Consider the following 19,024-nt stretch of genomic DNA (forward strand, 5'->3'; position numbering starts at 1 on the left):
GAAGGATGATGTTAATGCGCAAGATGATTCTGCAATGCGGCGCCCTGGCACTGAGTCTGTTGGCCGCCAACGTGATGGCTGCGGTCTCGCCGGAAGAGGCCAATAAGCTCGGCACCACCCTCACGCCGCTGGGCGCCGAGAAGGCCGGCAACGCCGATGGCTCGATCCCGGCCTGGACCGGTGGCATCCCGAAAAACGCTGGCGCGGTCGACAGCAAAGGCTTCCTGGCTGACCCGTTCGCCAGTGAAAAGCCGCTGTTCACCATCACCGCTGCAACGGTCGACAAGTACAAGGACAAGCTTTCGGACGGTCAGGTGGCGATGTTCAAGCGCTACCCGGAAACCTACAAGATTCCGGTCTACCCAACCCACCGTACTGTGGCCGTGCCGCCGGAAATCTACGAGTCGGCCAAGCGCAGCGCGCTGAACGTAACCAGCATCAACGACGGTAACGGCCTGGCCAATTTCACCGGCAATCGCTATTACGCGTTCCCGATTCCGAAGAATGGCGTCGAAGTGCTGTGGAACCACATCACCCGTTACCACGGCGGTAATCTGCGACGGATCATCACCCAGGTGACCCCGCAGACCAACGGCAGCTACACGCCGATTCGCTTCGAGGAAGAGATCGCCGTACCGCAACTGATGAAGGACCTGGACCCGGACAAAGCCGCCAATGTGCTGACCTTCTTCAAACAGTCGGTAACCGCGCCGGCGCGGCTGGCGGGTAACGTATTGCTGGTGCATGAAACCCTCGACCAGGTGAAAGAGCCGCGACTGGCGTGGATCTACAACGCCGGTCAACGTCGAGTGCGCCGTGCACCGCAAGTGGCCTACGACGGACCAGGCACCGCCGCTGACGGCCTGCGGACTTCGGATAACTTCGATATGTTCTCCGGTGCGCCAGATCGCTACGACTGGAAACTGATCGGCAAAAAGGAAATGTACATTCCCTACAACAGCTACAAACTCGATTCGCCGAGCCTCAAGTACGATGACGTGGTGAAAGCCGGGCACATCAACCAGGACCTGACCCGCTACGAGTTGCACCGGGTCTGGGAAGTGGTCGGCACGGTCAAGCCGAGTGAGCGGCACATCTACGCCAAACGCCACATGTACCTCGACGAAGACAGCTGGCAAGTGGCGCTGGTGGACCACTACGACGGTCGCGGCCAACTGTGGCGAGTGGCCGAAGGTCACGCCCAGTACTACTACGATCACCAGACTCCGGCCTACACCCTCGAGGCGCTCTACGACATCATCGCTGGCCGATACATTGCCCTGGGAATGAAGAACGAAGAGAAGCACAGTTTCATATTTGGCTTTGACGCCAAGGCTGCCGACTACACACCGTCGGCTCTGCGCGCCGAGGGCGTTCGGTAAGGGTTTTGATACATTTGCATCACAAAAGGCGACCGGTGGGTCGCCTTTTTTATGGGCGCCAATCAGCGCGCTGAATACCTCTCAACAAGCGGGTTGGAGAGGGTTAGGGTTGTCGGACAATTATAAAAAGGCACGCTGCAATGACCGCCATGACCCCGTGTCTGGACCGTTCTGGATTCCTGCCCCGCCTGTCCTCTCATCACCTGTCGCGGGCTCGCTTGACCGAGCCGCTACTGACCTCAACGGCCCGGGTGAAATTACTCTGCGCCCCCGCCGGCAGCGGCAAGAGTGCGCTGCTCGCCGAGTGCCTGTTGCGGGCGCCATCCCAGTGCCGGGTGCATTGGCTGCCCTTGTCTGGCGTGGTGTCGAGCGCGGCCGATTTTCGTCATCGTCTGGCTGAGGTGCTGGGGTTGGCCTCGTCGGGTGAAAACGAATTGCTGAGCAATCTGGCGCGATTGCAGACGCCGACCTGGCTGTTCCTCGATGACTACTGCCGTCTGCCGAACCCGGAGCTGGACTCGTTGCTGGATCGCATGTTGGCGATCGGCAGCCCGATGCTGACCTGGTGGCTCGGCACTCGCCGCCGGCCGCAATGCAACTGGCCACGGCTGTTGCTTGATGATGAATTGTACGAGTGCGAGAGCGCTTCGCTGGCTTTTACTTCAGGTGAAGTGGAGCAGCTGTTGCGTCCCTGGGTGCCGGACCAGGCCAACAAGGTGGCCAGTCGGGTCATCCAGCGCACCGGCGGCTGGTGTGCCGGTGTGCGGATCGCACTGTTGCAGAAGTGCGACTGGTCGCGTCAGGACACTCCCCAGGGACGGGCGGACACTTTGCTCGATTATCTGGAGCACGAGTTGTTCAGCTCGCTGACGCCTGAGTTGAGCGAGGCCTGGCGCGTGCTGGCCCACTTGCCACGCTTCAATGCCCGACTGTGCGATCACCTGTTTGGGGCCGGGGAGGGCGCGCAGTACCTGAGGACCTTGCAAGCACTGGGTTGTTTTATCGAACCCTGGCGCGACTCCACCGACTGGCTGCAGGTTTTCACCCCGTTCACCCAATTGCTGCGCGATGAGCAATGGCCGGCCGGACGCTCCTGGCATCGGCGGGCCTGCCAGTGGTTCTGCGCCGAGCAGGACTGGAAATCAGCCTTCGAACAGGCATTGCTCGCCGAGGAATACGAAGTGGCGGTCAGCCTGTTGCAGCACTTCAGTTTCGAGCATCTGTTCGAGGAGCAGACAGTGGTGCTGTTGTTGCGTCTGCATGAGCAACAAGGCGAGGAGCTGATGCTCGGCTCGCCGCAACTGATCGGGCTGATCACGGCGGCATCGCTGTTTGCGGGGCGGTTTGAGCAAGCCGGAGCCTGTATCGAGCAGTTGTCGCGATTCGTCCCGCAGCCGTCGGCGATTCTGCAACGGCAGCTGATCGCACGGTGGCAGGCCCAGCAGGGTTGGCTGTTGCATTTGCAGGGGCGGATGGAGGGCTCGCGTGCGCATTTTCTCGATGCGCTGAAGGACCTTGGTCCCGAACTCTGGACTGTACGTGTGATGTGCTTGTCGGGGCTGACCCAGCAAGCATTGCTGCGTGGGGAGCTGGAAGTCGCCCAGGCAATGAATCGTGAAGCGTTGTGCCTGGCGCGTGCGCAAGGTTCACTGGTTTTCGAAGGACTGCTGGAACTGGACCATGCGCAATTGCTGGAGCAGCGTGGTGCTCTCCAACGTGCCGAGGACTTGCTTGCCAATGTTCACGCCATGTTCACCAGGCAGCAACGCGATGCCGAACCTTTGCTCGGACGACTGGCGTTGCAGCGTGGCCGTTTGAATCTGTCCCTGGGACGCGATGCACAGGCGAGCGAGTTGTTTGAAAGTGGCTTGCGGATCTGCCTGCGCAATCACGACAAGCGGGTGCTGTACGGTTTTCTGGGGCTTGCGCAATTGGCGGCCAATCAACGTGACTATGACTTGGCATTTGCTCATCTGCGCGATGCTGAACGGTTGATGCAGCAGCGGCAGAGTCCTGACACCGTTTATCGTGGCGTACTGCTGCAAGTCAGCAGCCATTTCTGGCTGCAGCAGGGCCGGCCAGAACTCGCCTGTGAGGCGCTGAGTCGCGTCTTGCGCCACTATCTGGGCCAGGCGCGGCAAGCACCTCCGGCAACTTTGCTGCTGATTGCCCGGATTGAGTACCTGCTGGTGTTGGCCCAAGTCTATTTGCACCGGAGCGAGGCCCCATTGAACATCCTCGCTCGCCTGCTTGATCAGTCGAAGCGCTCCGCTCAGTTGACGCTGGAGGTGGAACTGTTGTTCGCCAGGGCCGAAGTCGCCTGGTTGAATAGTGACCTGGTCAGTGCCAACGAGTTTTTACGCAGTGGATTAAATCTGGTGGAGCGATGTGGTTTGCGGCAGGCGCTGCGCGAACTTCAATTACGCCAGCCTGACCTGCTGTCGGCACTGGGAATGACGGAGCCGAACATTGAAGGCGTGGCATATACAGGAGGTAATAATCCGCTTAGTCAGCGCGAGGTCGAAGTACTAAAGTTGATTGCGTTGGGTAATTCGAATCAACAGATTGCCGAGCAATTATTCATCTCGTTACATACGGTCAAAACGCATGCTCGACGCATTCACGGTAAGTTGGGCGTTGAGCGCAGAACTCACGCAGTTGCCCAAGCACGATTGCTTGGGTTGTTGGCGTGATGTAACAATTGATTGGCTGTTTGTGGCACGACATTGTTGTCGCTGCAACATAAGTCGAAAAGAAATTCGACTGTGATGTTGGTTTTTTTTGATTTAGTTTCGCTGAAAGTTGGTGTGTGCAAAGTGCGCCGCTTTCAATTGACTAAATCAGGATTATGTATTTATGGAAGGTAATAAACTCGAATCGGTTTCAAATAAATTTATCGGCGTAAACGAGGCCGTTGAACAATTGTCCGAGCAATTGAGCCTCATCCCGTCATTTGCGTCTTTGCTACAAGATTGTCTGGCGGAGGACATGTGGCGGTTGGTGCCGGAACTCTATGTTTCCAGGGTGTTTATCAATTATCGCGGTGCTGCGACTGCCCAAGAGCCGACAGGCTCACTGAATAATGTATTGATGGAGTGTCTGCTGCGCGGAAGTGCACCGAATTATAATCCAGACCAATATGGTGTGTACGATTGGCTGAACGATACGGACGAAAGCGCCCGACACGCTGATCTGGATATTGGGACAGTGAGTCAATTTATCGCCGAATTGCTCCGGACGTTGCCTGCAAAGTTTGTCGTGGCGCTGGATCAGTACTGGGCACGTAATATGGGCAACAACGTGATGCGTAAAGGCCTTCTGCGAAGTTATGCAGTCAAACTCTTCTGGCAGGAATTGAATAGCGTAACGCAAGAGGGCGGTGTCACACCGGAAGACGAAAAAAAGATTTTCGCGTTGACCGGTCCTCTGGTTCCCAGCGCATTTTATGGCGTTGCTGTCCAACTGCACGATGGCGTCTTCAAAACATTGGCTTCGGCTTTTGTCATGCGTCTGGATGGTCAGTCGTCAGGGGCGATTGTTCCTGCGGCGGACAGTGCCATGATTTTATATACGGCAAATGCAGGGGTGGAAAAGTTCGCTACGTCGGCAGCGCTGCATCAAGAAGTCCGGAAACGCCTGAGTACGCCAGCGAGTCGTGGCGAATTGCTGAAGGACTTGGCAGTTGAAGACGCGCAGAAGGTCGAGGCTGATCCAGAGATTCGTTATCCACGAATTGATACGGATGTATTCGGTGTTGGCACAGACGCGCTGTTGGCAAAGCAACGTGCTGACATCAGTCGTCAACTCAAGGGGTTGAGTGGCTCGCGCACGGACAAGGAGAATGTGATCCGAGAAGTTAACGCCCTCCTGCCCTTGAAGGAGCTGCTTGAAAATGCGAAACATCGCACCGCCGCGCTGATCAAGTTGATCAGTAAAAATGCGTGGCCTGAATGGTTGAAGCGCAGTAGCGAAAGGGACCAGAAGATTTATGTCGATCTGGAGCGCACCCTGCTTCAAAGTGAAGTAGATCTGCATCAACGAGTGGGTCATGTCGCGTCGCTGAAAGCCTATACACGAAACAGTGTTCAAGACTTTATTTTTCGGCGTGCTGCACTGCATGTCGATCCTGATTTTGTCCTCGTGACCTTGAACTACAATTTCCGTATGGGCGTGAAGGAAATCAGGCATCAAGAAACGAAAACGTTAACCGAACTTTTTATGTACGGTTTGCATGATAAAGCCGCCCGCTATCAGCTCAAGATCAACGGCGAACATGCGCGGGATTTGACCCCTTCATTCATCGAGTCGGCCATCGAAACGCTCGATGTGCGGATGAAGTACGCAGCGCTGCGGAACGCTGCCTATAAAGAGCCAGAAGTACAAGACGCTATCCATGAAAACCTGGCAAGAGTGACGGCCTTGTCGGTATTCGCCGCCGGGCTGCAAGGTCATTTGAAGGCGCAAAGTCTGGATATGGTGAAACGTTGCAATCTCGGCGATACATCATTGACCACTCATGGTCTTTCTTTTCGTGATGATTATCAGGCATTCAAGGAACTCACCGTTTATACGTCTAAAAGCAATGGTGCCCTTGTTCCTTGTGTGCTATATGCGCCAGGCGCTCCGGAAGGTAAAGACTGGTTTGAATTCGATAATGTTTGGTTGCTCAAGGAGCACGTTGCGAAATGGGTGCTTGTTCCAGGCGGTAAGGATTACTTGATCGATCAATGCCACTTGAAGGATCGCAGCAAGCTGGATGACGAAATAAATAAATCTGGAGCAGCGGCCATAGCTGGTCAAGGGTCAAGAATCAATACCGTTACATGGCTGTCTCTTCCCCAAAGACGCTTTGAAGACAGTGTCAGGCAGTTACTGGCATGGGCGCAGTACGAGGTCGAATTTGTTACGCCTGGTTGGTTCAGGCAAGCGAAGCTGTCTGAACGGCAATGCCTGGCTCGACTGACTACTGAACAAAGCGCCATTTATGAACTGGCGAAAGATAAGGTGAATGTACAGCCGTTTCAGGTGTTTGCTCGGGAATTGGTGAAAAAGCGAGTCAATGACTATTTACGTCGCTCGGGGCCACACCCGGAAATCGATCCGGACCAGGTTGAGATCACAATTGCAGGTCATCAGCCAATGACCCTGACTCAACTGTTTATTAATTGGGAAATCTGGCGCAGCGACACCAGTTCTTTTGTAAAGGCTCTTGCGTGGTTTGACACGGTGGTCAAAAGTCTGGTCAATGTTCGTGATCAATTGAGAACGGCTACGTTCAGGTCAAGAGACGGCACCTCGGTGGGAAGGCTGAGTGCAACAGTGATCAACGACTTGATTGGAGTGTTGCCAGGGGATCAATACATCGATTATTTGAAGCGCACTTTCCTCAATCCCGGGGTCGGAGATCTCTCAACAAGACCTGAGGTGTATGGCAAGCTCAAGCAAAACAAACTCCAGTTCGATGCTCTGACTCAGAGAATGCAAGGCAATTTGAGCGTGGAGCAATATACCTGGCTGAATGCGGTGCTCGAAGAGTTGCACATTACTGCAAATACTGCCAATGGCGAAGTCTACAGGTTTGTCGTCAACGGCAAGCGCGTTGAAGGTGGGTACGTCTTTGCTCGCAAAGGCACAACTGAAAAGATTATTTATCTGCCAGCGGCTTACGATGGCAAGAACTTTGTTTCACTGGAATCTTATGCCGCGGAACTGAAGATGCACGCGCGATGGGATATTGTTAAAAGTGTCCGAAGTAGAGATCAAGAGGTTGTGCGCGCTTATTTGTTCGAGGTTCTGAAGGGATACCATGATTTCACGCTAACACCCGGACGGCCTATCCGCTTATCGGATGACTACGCGCCGATGATCGAGCTTTTCATCGCCGAGACGGATGACCAGACGACCAGTCTTTCCGAAGCATTCTGGCGCGACACGCTAATTGTTGCCGAATTTGCGGTGGACATTGTTTCGCTCTTCATTCCACCGGTCGGGGTCGCAGCCACGTTATTGAAGGCAACGCGATCAATTGTGCTAGGGGTAATCGCTCACCACAACGGGTATGAAAAACAGGCAAACGGGCATTTTTCAGCTGCATGGGTCGGGTTGATTTCTCTCTATGTGGGTACCGTTGCGGGCATTGGCGGTGCAAATGCCGGCCTGAGTCTCCTTTCCAGAATCAACGATTTTGCCGGAATCGTTTCAACCGTTACCGGTGTTGAGGTCGGCGTAAATTATCTGACCTATGTGGCGGGTCGGTCTCTCGCGAATACAACCGGTTCGGTAACAACCTCTATTCGCTGAGCAGGGAAAAGAGTGGATTAATAGCGGGCGGTGATATTTCCGCTTTATTACGTCATGGTTCAACCTGGTAACCCATCCGCCAACTCACGGCCCGCGTCGCTGCCAGCAATCGCTGCGCCGCCGGGCCGTTTTCGTCAGCGTGAAACAGTGAGGTCGGACCGACGATGGTCATGACCGCCGCTACATTCCCTGCTGCGTTGAATACCGGTGCCGACAACGCATCCACTCCCGGCATCAGCAACCCATGCACATGATGCAGGCCGCGTTCGCGGATCTGTTCGCATAAGGCTGCATAGGTCTGATCGTCCGCCAAGATGTGGTCAGTGGTGTTGTGAAGTTCCTGATCGCGCAAGTCCACGGTTTCCCGCTTTGGTAGGTAAGCGCCAAATACCAGGCCAGTGGATGAACTGAGTAACGGCAATACCGAGCCCAATTGCGTGACCACCGTCACCGCTCGCACCGCCGGCTCGATGTGCACCACCGTCGCGCCCTGATTGCCCCACACCGCTAAAAAACAGGTTTCATTCAAGTCATCACGCAACTCGGCCAGAGGCAGAGCGGCGACTTTCAGCACGTCCATACTGTTCAGGGCAGCCAGGCCGACTCGCAGCGCTTCACGGCCCAGGCCGTAATGGTTGGTGGCGGGGTTCTGTTCGGCAAAACCGCTGGCGATCAGCGCTTGTAGATAACGGTGAACCTTGCTCGCCGGCATCTGCACGTGTTCGGCCAGACGCGACAGCGAGGTCGAGGGCGACAGCTCGGCGAGGGCCTTGAGGATGTCGGTGCCGACTTCGGCCGAGCGGACTTTCTGTTTACCGTTGCTTTCGCTGGTCATGGAGGCGGTGTGATCCCGGGACGAATGGGCGTCTTTATAGCTTGACGGTCAATACCAATCAAATTACGTTATGCGTAATTGAATTACGATAAAAATAACTTCCCGTTCAGGAGGCTCCATGAACCTCGATTCAACGGCGCCAGCGCTGGCTTATCAGTCAGGCTTTGGCAACGAATTCAGCAGCGAAGCGTTGCCCGGCGCACTGCCAATCGGCCAGAACTCCCCGCAAAAAGCCCCTTACGGCCTGTACACCGAGCTGTTCTCCGGCACTGCGTTCACCATGGCCCGCAGCGAAGCACGCCGGACCTGGATGTACCGCATTCAGCCGTCGGCCAATCACCCGGCATTCGTCAAACTGGATCGGCAACTGGCCGGTGGTCCGTTGGGTGAAGTGACCCCCAATCGCCTGCGCTGGAACCCCTTGGACATTCCGACCGAGCCCACCGATTTCATCGACGGGCTGGTGAGCATGGCCGCCAATTCGGGCGCGGATAAACCGGCCGGGATCAGCATCTATAACTACCGCGCCAACCGGTCCATGGAGCGGGTGTTCTTCAACGCCGACGGCGAACTGCTGTTGGTACCGGAACTGGGCCGCCTGCGCATCGCCACTGAACTGGGCGTGCTGGAGCTGGAACCGCTGGAAATCGCCGTGCTGCCTCGCGGGCTGAAATTCCGCATCGAACTGCTCGATCCGCAAGCGCGGGGCTATGTGGCCGAAAACCACGGCGCGCCACTGCGCCTGCCGGACCTGGGGCCGATCGGCAGCAACGGTCTGGCCAACCCTCGCGACTTCCTGACCCCGGTGGCGCATTACGAAAACCTCAAGCAACCGACCACCCTGGTGCAGAAATTCCTCGGCCAATTGTGGGGCTGCGAGCTCGATCATTCGCCGCTGAACGTGGTCGCCTGGCACGGCAATAACGTGCCGTACAAATATGACCTGCGTCGCTTCAACACCATTGGCACGGTGAGTTTCGATCACCCGGATCCGTCGATTTTCACCGTCCTGACCTCGCCGACCAGCGTGCACGGTCTGGCCAACCTCGACTTCGTGATCTTCCCGCCACGCTGGATGGTGGCCGAGAAAACCTTCCGTCCGCCGTGGTTCCACCGCAACCTGATGAACGAATACATGGGCCTGATCAAGGGCGAGTACGATGCCAAAGCCGAAGGTTTCGTGCCGGGCGGCGCCTCGTTGCACAGCTGCATGAGTGCTCACGGCCCCGATGGCGAGACCTGCACCAAGGCGATCAACGCTGAACTGGCGCCGGCTAAAATCGACAACACCATGGCTTTCATGTTCGAGACCAGCCAGGTGCTGCGCCCGAGCCGGTTCGCCCTGGATTGCCCACAGCTGCAAAACGATTACGACGCCTGCTGGGCCTCGTTGCCCGCCACTTTCGACCCGACCCGGAGATAACCCATGACTCAGACTTCCATCACTCGTAGCTGGGTTGCCTCCGCCAACGGCCACGCGGATTTCCCGCTGCAAAACCTGCCGTTGGGTGTGTTCAGCGTGAAGGGCGGAGCGCCGCGCAGTGGCGTGGCGATCGGCGACCATATCTTTGATCTGGGAGCGGCACTCGATGCCGGGCTGTTCGACGACGGTGCCGCGCGGACCGCCGTCGAAGCCACCCGTGGCGGCCAGTTGAATGCGTTTTTCGAGCTGGGTCGCGAGGCTCGCGTCGCCCTGCGTGAACGCTTGATCGAGTTGTTCAAGGAAGGCAGCACCCTGCACGGCAAGATCGAAGCCCAAGGCGCAAAACTGCTGCCGCTGGCGGCGGATTGCCAGATGCACCTGCCGGCGAAGATCAACGACTACACCGACTTCTACGTCGGCATCGAGCACGCGCAGAATGTCGGCAAACTGTTCCGCCCGGATAACCCGTTGCTGCCGAACTACAAGTACGTGCCGATCGGTTATCACGGTCGCGCCTCGACCATTCGCCCGTCCGGCACCGACGTGCGGCGTCCGAAAGGCCAGACCCTGCCGGCCGGCCAGATCGAGCCGACGTTTGGCCCGTGCGCACGCCTGGATTACGAACTGGAACTGGGTATCTGGATCGGTCCGGGCAATGCCATGGGTGACTCGATCGCCATCGGTGACGCCGCCGATCACATTGCCGGTTTCTGCCTGCTCAACGACTGGTCGGCGCGGGATATCCAGGCCTGGGAATACCAGCCGCTGGGGCCGTTCCTGTCCAAGAGTTTCATCACCAGCATTTCGCCGTGGGTGGTGACGGCCGAAGCGCTGGAACCGTTCCGTCGTGCGCAGCCTGCGCGCCCTGAAGGCGATCCGCAGCCGCTACCTTACCTGTTCGACAAACGTGATCAGGCGACCGGTGCCTTCGACATCGAACTCGAAGTGCTGCTGCTGACCGAATCGATGCGCGAACAGAATCTGCCGGCCCATCGCCTGACCCTCAGCAACACCCAACACATGTACTGGACCGTTGCGCAGATGGTGGCGCATCACAGCGTCAACGGCTGCCAGTTGCAGGCCGGCGACCTGTTCGGTTCGGGCACGTTGTCCGGCCCTGAAAGCGGTCAGTTCGGCAGCCTGCTGGAAATCACCGAGGGCGGTAAAAAGCCGATCGAACTGGCCTCGGGCGAGGTGCGTAAATTCCTCGAGGATGGCGACGAAATCATCCTGCGGGGACGTTGCAGCCGTGAGGGTTTTGCTTCCATCGGTTTCGGCGAATGCCGCGGCAAAGTGCTGCCGGCGCGCTAAGAGGATCGGCCCATGGAACTCTATACCTATTACCGTTCGACCTCGTCTTTCCGGGTGCGCATTGCGCTGGCGTTGAAGGGGCTGGATTACCAGGCACTGCCGATCAACCTGATCGCGCCGCAGGGGGGCGAACATCGGCAACCGGCGTATCTGGGCATCAACCCGCAAGGCCGGGTGCCGGCCTTGCGCACCGACGAAGGTGAATTGCTGATTCAGTCACCGGCGATCATCGAGTACCTGGAGGAACGTTATCCACAGGTGCCGCTGCTGTCCAAAGACCTCGCCGCCCGCGCCCACGAGCGTGGCGTGGCGGCGGTGATCGGTTGCGATGTTCACCCGCTGCATAACGTCAGCGTGCTCAATAAGCTGCGGCAGTTGGGGCACGATGAGGCGCAGGTGGTCGAGTGGATCGGTCACTGGATCAGTCAAGGGTTGGCGACGGTGGAGCAGTTGATTGGTGATAGCGGTTACTGCTTTGGCGAGCAACCGGGGCTGGCGGACGTTTATTTGATCCCGCAGTTGTATGCGGCCGAGCGCTTCAATATTTCCCTTGAGGCCTACCCGCGAATTCGGCGAGTGGCGGCGCTTGCGGCGACACATCCAGCCTTCTTCCTGGCCCATCCGGCGAACCAGCCTGACACCCCTTAATGGCTTCACATCGACCCAATGTGGGGCGATCAATGGATGATGGCGTTGGGCGGAAGGTGCCCCAGCCGCTCGGTCAGGCGAATCTGCTGAATCGGGTCGTCGCAGAGCAGTAGCGCGTGTTCCAGGTCAAAACGCTCGGCATTCGGGCAGTCCAGCCGTTGATAGAGGCTGGCCCGGGCCAGGTAGTCGGAGGCGTTGGCGTTGCCCAGCTCCAGCACGCGCTCGGCGTCGATCAGGGCGTCGATGTAGTCATCGTTCGTGAGGTACAACTGGCGCAGGTTGCGTGACAGCCGTTGCAGCATCTGCGCAGGTTCGGCGGTCTGCAAATGCTCGGCGCTGAGCTGCATGTTCGGGCCGTACTGGCGTTGCAGCAGTTCACGGCAATCGTTGGGGTACAGCCGGCGCCCGCCGCACGGGTCGAGCAGGTGATCGGCGCCTTGCACCCGCAGCAGGAAATGCCCGGGGAAGTTGACCCCGACCATGGGGATTTCCAGTCTTCTGGCCAGCTCCAGGGCAATCAGGCCCAGCGCCAATGGCTGGCCGCGCCGGCGTTCCAGCACTTTATGGAGCAACGCCACTTGCGGGCGCAAGGGCGTGAAGTCGTCCTGGGCGAACCCCAGGTCATTCATGCGCCGCAACAACGGTTGCGCCAACTCATTTACCGGCAGCATCGGCAATCCGTAGCTGACCCGCTGTTGCAGGTCCTTGAAGTCCGCCAGCACAGTTTCGGGATTCAGCTCTTTATCGTGTTCGACGGCGATCCACAACGCCGCCTCGAACAGCGCGGGCGGTGATCGTTGCAGACAGTCGAAAAAGCGTTGGCGCGGGGTCATCAAAATCTCCGGGGAATGCCTCGTTTTAGCCCCGTCGCAGGCTTTCGTCCAGTGCTGAACACAGGCCGTAACAGGTTATGTCCGAAAACCTTTAAAGCCGTGCTGCTTATTCCTGTGCGCTTCTGCAATTTTTGTGCGCAAGCCTATACTGGCGACTACAAGAAGTGATTCGGGAGCCCTACGATGTTCGCTCTCATGCAAAGCACTCGCCTTGAATCGCTGCACCTGAGCGTCGATCCGGTCACCGGGTTGAAGGCGGTGATTGCCATCCATAACAGCCGCTTGGGACCTGCCTTGGGCGGGTGTCGTTACCTTGCCTACCCCAGCGATGAATCCGCGATCGAGGATGCTGTGCGCCTCGCCCAAGGCATGAGTTACAAGGCGGCCCTGGCTGGCCTGGCTCAGGGCGGTGGCGTTGCGGTGATTATTCGCCCGGCCCATGTGGAAAACCGCGCCGCAGTATTCGAAGCGTTCGGGCGCTGGATCAATCAGCTCGACGGTCGCTACATCACCGCCATCGACGCCGGCACCTCGGTGGCGGACATGGACTGCATCGCCCAACATACGCAATTCGTCACCAGCACCACCGCTGCGGGGGACCCAGCACCGCATGCCGCCATGGGCGTATTCGCCGGCATTCGCAGCACCGCCATGGCCCGCTTGGGCAGCGATAATCTGGAAGGGCTGCGCATTGCCGTTCAAGGCCTGGGCAATGTTGGTTATGCCCTGGCCGAACAGCTGCACGCGGCTGGCGCCGAGCTGCTGGTCAGCGACATCGATCACGGCAAAGTACAACTGGCCATGGAGCAGTTGGGCGCTCATCCGATCGCCAACGAAGCGCTGCTCAGCACCCCTTGCGACATTCTCGCGCCTTGTGGCTTGGGCGGTGTGCTTAACAGGACCAGCGTGACGCAGCTGCGCTGCTCGGCGGTCGCAGGTTCAGCAAACAACCAACTGACCCATCTGGAAGTCGCCGATCAGCTGGAACGCCGGGGCATTCTGTATGCGCCGGATTACGTGATCAACGCCGGCGGGCTGATCTACGTGTCGCTCAAACACCGTGGGGAAGAGCTGACGACCATCACCGCGCACCTGTCGAAAATCAGTTCACGGCTGACCGAAGTCTTTGCCCATGCCCAGGCGGAAAAACGTTCTCCGGCCAGGGTAGCGGATGAGTTGGCAGAGAAAGTGCTGTACCGGTAAACGTTTGAATCGATAAAGGAGTGAGTGCTTATCCGGCCAACTTGCTCCCCAAGCCCTGCGCCACAAACGTCGGGCCTGACAATCGCACGCCGACCCCGCGTGCCAGGAGCCCTGTGATGCTTCACAAGGTTGAGCTGCCCTACACCCGTTTTTTATCCCCTGACGGCCAGGTGCTCTGCGATCTCCCTCCCTGGGCCGACGACTTCAATCTGTTGACGCGCCTGTATCGGCAGATGGTCCTGACCCGCCTTTTTGACCAGAAAGCGGTCGCCCTGCAACGCACCGGGCGCATCGGTACCTACGCGCCGACCCTGGGCCAGGAAGCCATTGGCGTTGCGGTCGGCAGCCTGATGCACGCCGAAGACGTGCTGATCCCGTATTACCGCGACACCGCCGTGCAGCTGATGCGTGGCGTGCGCATGGAAGAAATCCTGTTGTATTGGGGCGGCGATGAGCGTGGCAGCGACTTTGTCGACCCGGCGGTGGCGCAGGATTTCCCGATCTGTGTGCCGATTGCCACCCAGGCCCTGCATGCCTGCGGCGTCGCCAGCGCATTCAAGATCCGTGGCGAGCATCGGGTTGCCGTCACCACCTGCGGCGATGGCGGCACCAGCAAAGGTGATTTTCTCGAGGCCCTCAATGTCGCTGGCGCCTGGCAGTTGCCGGTGGTGTTCATGGTCAACAACAACCAATGGGCGATTTCGGTACCGCGACGAATTCAGTGCGGTGCTCCCACGTTGGCGCAGAAAGCCATTGGCGCCGGGTTCCACGGCGAGCAAGTCGACGGCAATGACATACTCGCCGTGTATGACCGCGTGCAAGCGGCCCTCGAACGGGCGCGCCACGGCAAAGGCCCGGTGTTGCTCGAATGCCTGAGTTATCGCCTCGGCGATCACACCACGGCCGACGATGCCACACGCTACCGGTCGGCGGACGAGGTCAAGCAAGCCTGGCTCGAAGAACCGATCAAACGTCTGCAGCGTTTCATGGTCGGGCAGGGCGTGTGGGATGAAAGTCGCGAGCAGGCGCTGATCAGCGAATGCCAGGGGTTGGTGCAGGTTGCTGTGGATAACTTCGAAGCGGCGGGCCTGCAGGCGCCGGCATCAGTGATCGATCATGTCTACGCCCAGTGGCCACAAGCCCTGGCCGAGCAGCGTGAAGACTTCCTCGAACGAGTGGCGCGCCGGACGGGAGGTTCGGGCCATGAGTAACGGCAAGGTAACGCTGCTGGAGGCGGTGAATCTGGCGTTGCATCGGGCCATGCGCGAGGACGAGAACGTTATCGTCCTCGGGGAAGACGTCGGGGTGAACGGTGGCGTGTTTCGCGCCACGCTGGGCCTGCGCGACAGCTTTGGTTTCAAGCGGGTAATCGATTCGCCGCTGGCCGAAACCATGATCGGCGGGCTGGCGGTGGGCATGGCGGCCCAAGGCTTGAAACCGGTGGTGGAAATCCAGTTCATGGGGTTTATCTACGCCACCATGGAGCACCTGGTGTCCCACGCCAGTCGCATGCGCAACCGCACGCGCGGGCGGCTCACCTGCCCGATGGTGCTGCGCTCGCCGATGGGTGCAGGGATTCGTGCGCCGGAACATCACAGCGAAAGCACCGAAGCACTGTTCGCGCACATTCCGGGGTTGCGGGTGGTGATCCCGTCCTCGCCGGCTCGGGCCTATGGTTTGTTGCTCGCGGCCATCGACGACCCGGACCCGGTGATCTTTCTTGAACCGACCCGACTCTATCGCATGAACCCGCAACCGTTGTTGGATGACGGCAAACGCCTGCCGCTGGACAGCTGTTTCACCCTGCGCGAAGGCAGCGACATCACCTTGATCAGTTGGGGCGCCAGTGTGATGGAAACCCTGCAAGCCGCCACGGCGTTGGCCGAGCAGGGCATCTCGGCGGAAGTGATCGATGTCGCCAGCATCAAACCGTTGGACCTAGACACGATGGAGGCCTCGGTGCGCAAGACCGGTCGCTGCGTGATCGTGCATGAGGCGCCGCGCTCCTGCGGGGTCGGCGCGGAAATCGCCGCCAGTCTCTACGAACGGGTGTTTCTGCAGTTGCAGGCACCGATCCAGCGAGTCACCGCGCCGGACATCCCGCCACCGCTGTATCGACTGGAATCGCTGTACATGCCTGGCGTCGAGGACATTCTTCACGCCTGTGACACCGTGTTGCGCCACGCCTGAAGAAGCCCTTGAAGAAACGCCAGAGGCCGAGGAGATTGCGATGAAATATTTCAAACTGCCGGATCTGGGCGAAGGCTTGCAGGAGGCGGAAATCGTCCGCTGGCACGTCAAGGTCGGCGATACCGTCAAGGCTGACCAATTGCTGGTGTCGGTGGAAACCGCCAAGGCGCTGGTGGACATTCCCGCGCCTTACGACGGCGTGGTGGCGAAAACCTTCGGCGGCGAGGGCGACATCCTGCATGTGGGGGAGCCGTTGCTCGGTTACGAAGGCGAAGCGGATGCGGGCACCGTGGTCGGACGGCTTGAGGGCGGCGGCGCGAATCAGGAGGATGCCTTTTTTATCGGCACCGCGCCTTCGACCCGCGAATACCTGGCGAACCGCGCCACGCCAGCAGTGCGTCAATTGGCGCGACAACTGGGCGTTGAACTGAGCGCCTTGGTCGGCTCCGGCCAGGACGGTCAGATCACCCGCAGCGATGTGGAAAATGCGGCCCAGACGGAACGCGAGCGTTTCGGCGGTGAGAAGCTGCGCGGTGTGCGGCGCAGCATGGCGCTGAACATGGCCAGGTCCCACGCCGAAGTGGTGCCGGTGACGATTTTCGGCGATGCCGATCTGCATCGCTGGGGGCAGGCGCGAGAACCACTGATTCGTCTGGCCAAAGCCATGGCGGCGGCCTGCGCGGTGGAGCCAGTGCTCAATAGCGGCTTCGATGGCAAAACCCTGTCGCTCAAACAACACGAACGGCTCGACCTGGGCATTGCCGTGGATACACCGGACGGTTTGTTCGTGCCGGTGCTGCGCGATGTCGGCAATCGCACGTCGGCGGATTTGAAAGAAGGTGTGATGCGCCTGCGCGCCGATGTGCAGGCGCGTTCGATTCCGCCCAAGGAAATGATGGGTGCGACCCTGACTCTGTCGAATTTCGGCACCTTGTTCGGTCGCTACGCCAACCCGGTGGTGGTGCCGCCACAAGTGGCGATCCTCGCCGCCGGGGCGATCCGCGATGAACCGGTGGCGGTCGAGGGGGCGGTGGCGGTGCATCCGATCCTGCCGCTGTCCCTGACCTTCGATCACCGCGTGGTCACCGGCGGCGAGGCGGCGCGGTTTTTCAAGGCGTTGGTCGACGCACTGGAGCAACCTGACGCCTGATTTTCTGCGAGCATGAAAAAGGCCCTGAGCCATTGGACTCAGGGCCTATTCAATTCGGGCATTGCTTACTTCGGCGTCTTGGCGGCTTTGGCTGGCTTGGTCGGCTCAGCTTGCTCCACTTCAACAGGTGCAGCCACTTCAACAGGTTTAGCGACTTCAGCCGGCACGTTGAGCAATTCGGACAGTGCGTCCGGCTGGCTCTTGAACGCCTTGGCGAACACGTCGCGGTTCTTCGCCATGTAGATCCCGGCTTCTTCCACTTGCTGCTCGGTCAGGGACGGAACGGCTTTTTGCAACACTTCAGCCAGCAATTCGGCCAGTTCGAGCATTTTGTCATGACGGTCAGCTTCGGCTTTATCCATGAACAAGCGCTCCAGATCTCGGCTGCTGCGGTATACCACTTCGACGGCCATTCACCACCTCACATGCCTTCACATTTAGTTGTCTTTGCGACTACTGTATCTATATACAGCGAAAAGGATAAGCGAATCCCTGAGCTTTGGGTAGTGGCTTTTTAATGTAGACCGGATTCGGGGTTTGTCAGGTGAACGGTGGCGCTCCATTCGCGGCTACAGGTTTGGTGTTGACCTGCGACCAAACGCCACGGAGCGTGTTTTAAAGCACCTCGCCATCATGTGGCAGGCAACCCCTGGCCTTTTTTCTGCATGCAGAACAACCGTCACGTCCAACCCGCATCATCCGCTCGAACCGAGCTAAGGAACAATCATCGTGAAAATCAACTGGGCCGAGAACCTGCGGCAGAACGTGCACCAACTGGCCGAGTCCCTGGGCAACCTGTTCGTCGAGACCTTCCACTACCTGGCGCTGTTCGCCATCGGTGCGGTGACTGCCTGGGCGGCGGTCATGGAGTTCATCGGGATGCTGGAGCAGGGGCACATCAAGATCGATGACATCCTGTTGCTGTTCATCTACCTGGAACTGGGGGCGATGGTCGGGATTTACTTCAAGACCAATCACATGCCGGTGCGGTTCCTGATCTACGTGGCGATCACCGCGCTGACACGGCTGCTGATCTCCAACGTCTCGCACCACAATCCGCCGGACCTGGGGATCATTTACCTGTGCGGCGGGATCCTGCTGCTGGCGTTTTCGATTCTGGTGGTGCGTTATGCCTCGTCGCAATTTCCTTCGGTGAAGATCGAACACCCGCAACGCAAGATCGGTGCGGGTTCCGGTGAACATCCCGAAGTGGAGAAGGGCGAACTTTAATACCCGATTTCAGGTCGGGGCCGGGCTTTGGCCTGTGGCGGCGGCAGCTTACGGTTGTCGCCGTCGGTCATGGCTTCGAGGATGGCCACGGCGCATTGACCCTGTTCGATGGCGATGCCGAATTGAATGCTTTGCACCAGGCGTTTGAGGCGCTTGGGGTCATTGCGTTGTTCGGCGCTGATCATCCGTTTAGCCACCACGCGGCCAGCGTTGGAGAGGGTCAGCATGATGCTGCCGTCCAGGCCCTGGATGCTCAGGTTGATTTGATAATCCGCTGCAAAAGCATCGGTAATGAGCTGAAAAGGGTTGTCCATAATGCGTCACCGCCTGATTGAACGTGCAGTTGTTGACGGCTGTGATCGGGATTAGTTCGCAATACCAGACCACCGGCCTTCCATGTTCATGCGCTTTCTTCCGTGCCGCACAAGGGAGATAGCAAGGGGCATGCCGGAAAAACTGTCGGACAATGTTTACGGCAAAAAAACGGCGGGCACTCTGGCCCGCCTTCTTTTTGCCTGC

The 19,024-nt window shown here is 58.7% G+C and carries 14 protein-coding genes and 1 pseudogene; 11 read left to right on the plus strand and 4 right to left on the minus strand.

Annotation, left to right across the window (positions count from 1 at the left end; genetic code table 11):
* Positions 1 to 14 precede the first annotated feature (14 nt).
* From AC1DQM_RS15815 to AC1DQM_RS15825, 3 genes are all read left to right on the plus strand, one after another.
* The gene (locus AC1DQM_RS15815; RefSeq protein ID WP_018927165.1) at positions 15 to 1,382 is read left to right on the plus strand and encodes a DUF1329 domain-containing protein; all 1,368 of its coding nucleotides are present in this window, start codon (positions 15 to 17) and stop codon (positions 1,380 to 1,382) included.
* 140 nt (positions 1,383 to 1,522) lie between these two features.
* On the plus strand, positions 1,523 to 4,075 hold the full coding sequence (locus AC1DQM_RS15820; RefSeq protein ID WP_477746475.1) for a LuxR C-terminal-related transcriptional regulator: 2,553 nt from the start codon (positions 1,523 to 1,525) through the stop codon (positions 4,073 to 4,075).
* A 163-nt stretch (positions 4,076 to 4,238) separates the two neighbouring features.
* A complete protein-coding gene (locus AC1DQM_RS15825) occupies positions 4,239 to 7,682 on the plus strand; it encodes a dermonecrotic toxin domain-containing protein (RefSeq protein WP_477746476.1) in 3,444 nt (1,147 codons plus the stop codon).
* A 52-nt stretch (positions 7,683 to 7,734) separates the two neighbouring features.
* Here AC1DQM_RS15825 and AC1DQM_RS15830 read toward each other — a convergent pair whose 3' ends face one another.
* Positions 7,735 to 8,517 carry an IclR family transcriptional regulator gene (locus AC1DQM_RS15830; RefSeq protein WP_086944716.1) on the minus strand — a complete coding sequence of 261 codons (783 nt, stop codon included), beginning with the start codon at positions 8,515 to 8,517 and terminating at the stop codon, positions 7,735 to 7,737.
* A gap of 118 nt (positions 8,518 to 8,635) precedes the next feature.
* On the opposite strand from AC1DQM_RS15830, the gene hmgA reads away from it, so the two are divergent.
* From hmgA to maiA, 3 genes are read left to right on the plus strand one after another with little or no spacing between them, the layout of a single operon-like run.
* Complete coding sequence (gene hmgA, locus AC1DQM_RS15835; protein ID WP_064620233.1) at positions 8,636 to 9,940, plus strand: homogentisate 1,2-dioxygenase; 1,305 nt, start codon at positions 8,636 to 8,638, stop codon at positions 9,938 to 9,940.
* A 3-nt stretch (positions 9,941 to 9,943) separates the two neighbouring features.
* A complete protein-coding gene (gene fahA, locus AC1DQM_RS15840) occupies positions 9,944 to 11,251 on the plus strand; it encodes a fumarylacetoacetase (protein WP_477746477.1) in 1,308 nt (435 codons plus the stop codon).
* 12 nt (positions 11,252 to 11,263) lie between these two features.
* Positions 11,264 to 11,899, plus strand: coding sequence for a maleylacetoacetate isomerase (gene maiA, locus AC1DQM_RS15845; protein ID WP_477743250.1), 636 nt, complete (start codon positions 11,264 to 11,266; stop codon positions 11,897 to 11,899).
* A gap of 29 nt (positions 11,900 to 11,928) precedes the next feature.
* Here the strand turns inward: maiA and AC1DQM_RS15850 are convergent, their stop codons facing one another.
* Positions 11,929 to 12,732 (minus strand): SirB1 family protein, encoded by an 804-nt coding sequence (locus AC1DQM_RS15850; protein WP_477743251.1) that lies wholly within the window; start codon positions 12,730 to 12,732, stop codon positions 11,929 to 11,931.
* 183 nt (positions 12,733 to 12,915) lie between these two features.
* Here AC1DQM_RS15850 and AC1DQM_RS15855 point away from each other — a divergent pair, with 183 nt between their 5' ends.
* From AC1DQM_RS15855 to AC1DQM_RS15870, 4 genes are all read left to right on the plus strand, one after another.
* Positions 12,916 to 13,935: a Glu/Leu/Phe/Val dehydrogenase family protein gene (locus AC1DQM_RS15855; protein WP_018927157.1), complete on the plus strand. Its 1,020-nt coding sequence runs from the start codon at positions 12,916 to 12,918 to the stop codon at positions 13,933 to 13,935.
* 116 nt (positions 13,936 to 14,051) lie between these two features.
* Positions 14,052 to 15,146, plus strand: a complete 1,095-nt coding sequence (gene pdhA / locus AC1DQM_RS15860) for a pyruvate dehydrogenase (acetyl-transferring) E1 component subunit alpha (protein WP_019647692.1) — start codon at positions 14,052 to 14,054, stop codon at positions 15,144 to 15,146.
* Entirely contained in the window at positions 15,139 to 16,125 is a 987-nt protein-coding gene (locus tag AC1DQM_RS15865; RefSeq protein ID WP_086944719.1) for an alpha-ketoacid dehydrogenase subunit beta, read from the plus strand. The genes pdhA and AC1DQM_RS15865 overlap by 8 nt, the downstream gene beginning before the upstream one ends.
* Before the next feature lie 40 nt (positions 16,126 to 16,165).
* Positions 16,166 to 17,275 (plus strand): dihydrolipoamide acetyltransferase family protein, encoded by a 1,110-nt coding sequence (locus AC1DQM_RS15870; protein WP_477746478.1) that lies wholly within the window; start codon positions 16,166 to 16,168, stop codon positions 17,273 to 17,275.
* Positions 17,276 to 17,448: 173 nt separating this feature from the next.
* Here AC1DQM_RS15870 and AC1DQM_RS15875 read toward each other — a convergent pair.
* Positions 17,449 to 17,688 (minus strand): annotated as a pseudogene (locus AC1DQM_RS15875) (YebG family protein); the annotation flags it as partial.
* 316 nt (positions 17,689 to 18,004) lie between these two features.
* Here AC1DQM_RS15875 and AC1DQM_RS15880 point away from each other — a divergent pair.
* On the plus strand, positions 18,005 to 18,505 hold the full coding sequence (locus AC1DQM_RS15880) for a phosphate-starvation-inducible protein PsiE (protein WP_018927152.1): 501 nt from the start codon (positions 18,005 to 18,007) through the stop codon (positions 18,503 to 18,505).
* Here AC1DQM_RS15880 and AC1DQM_RS15885 read toward each other — a convergent pair.
* Positions 18,502 to 18,819 (minus strand): DUF3509 domain-containing protein, encoded by a 318-nt coding sequence (locus tag AC1DQM_RS15885; RefSeq protein WP_018927151.1) that lies wholly within the window; start codon positions 18,817 to 18,819, stop codon positions 18,502 to 18,504. The genes AC1DQM_RS15880 and AC1DQM_RS15885 overlap by 4 nt on opposite strands.
* Between the last annotated feature and the right edge of the window lie 205 nt (positions 18,820 to 19,024).

This window comes from Pseudomonas sp. 01L34, assembly GCF_056400265.1.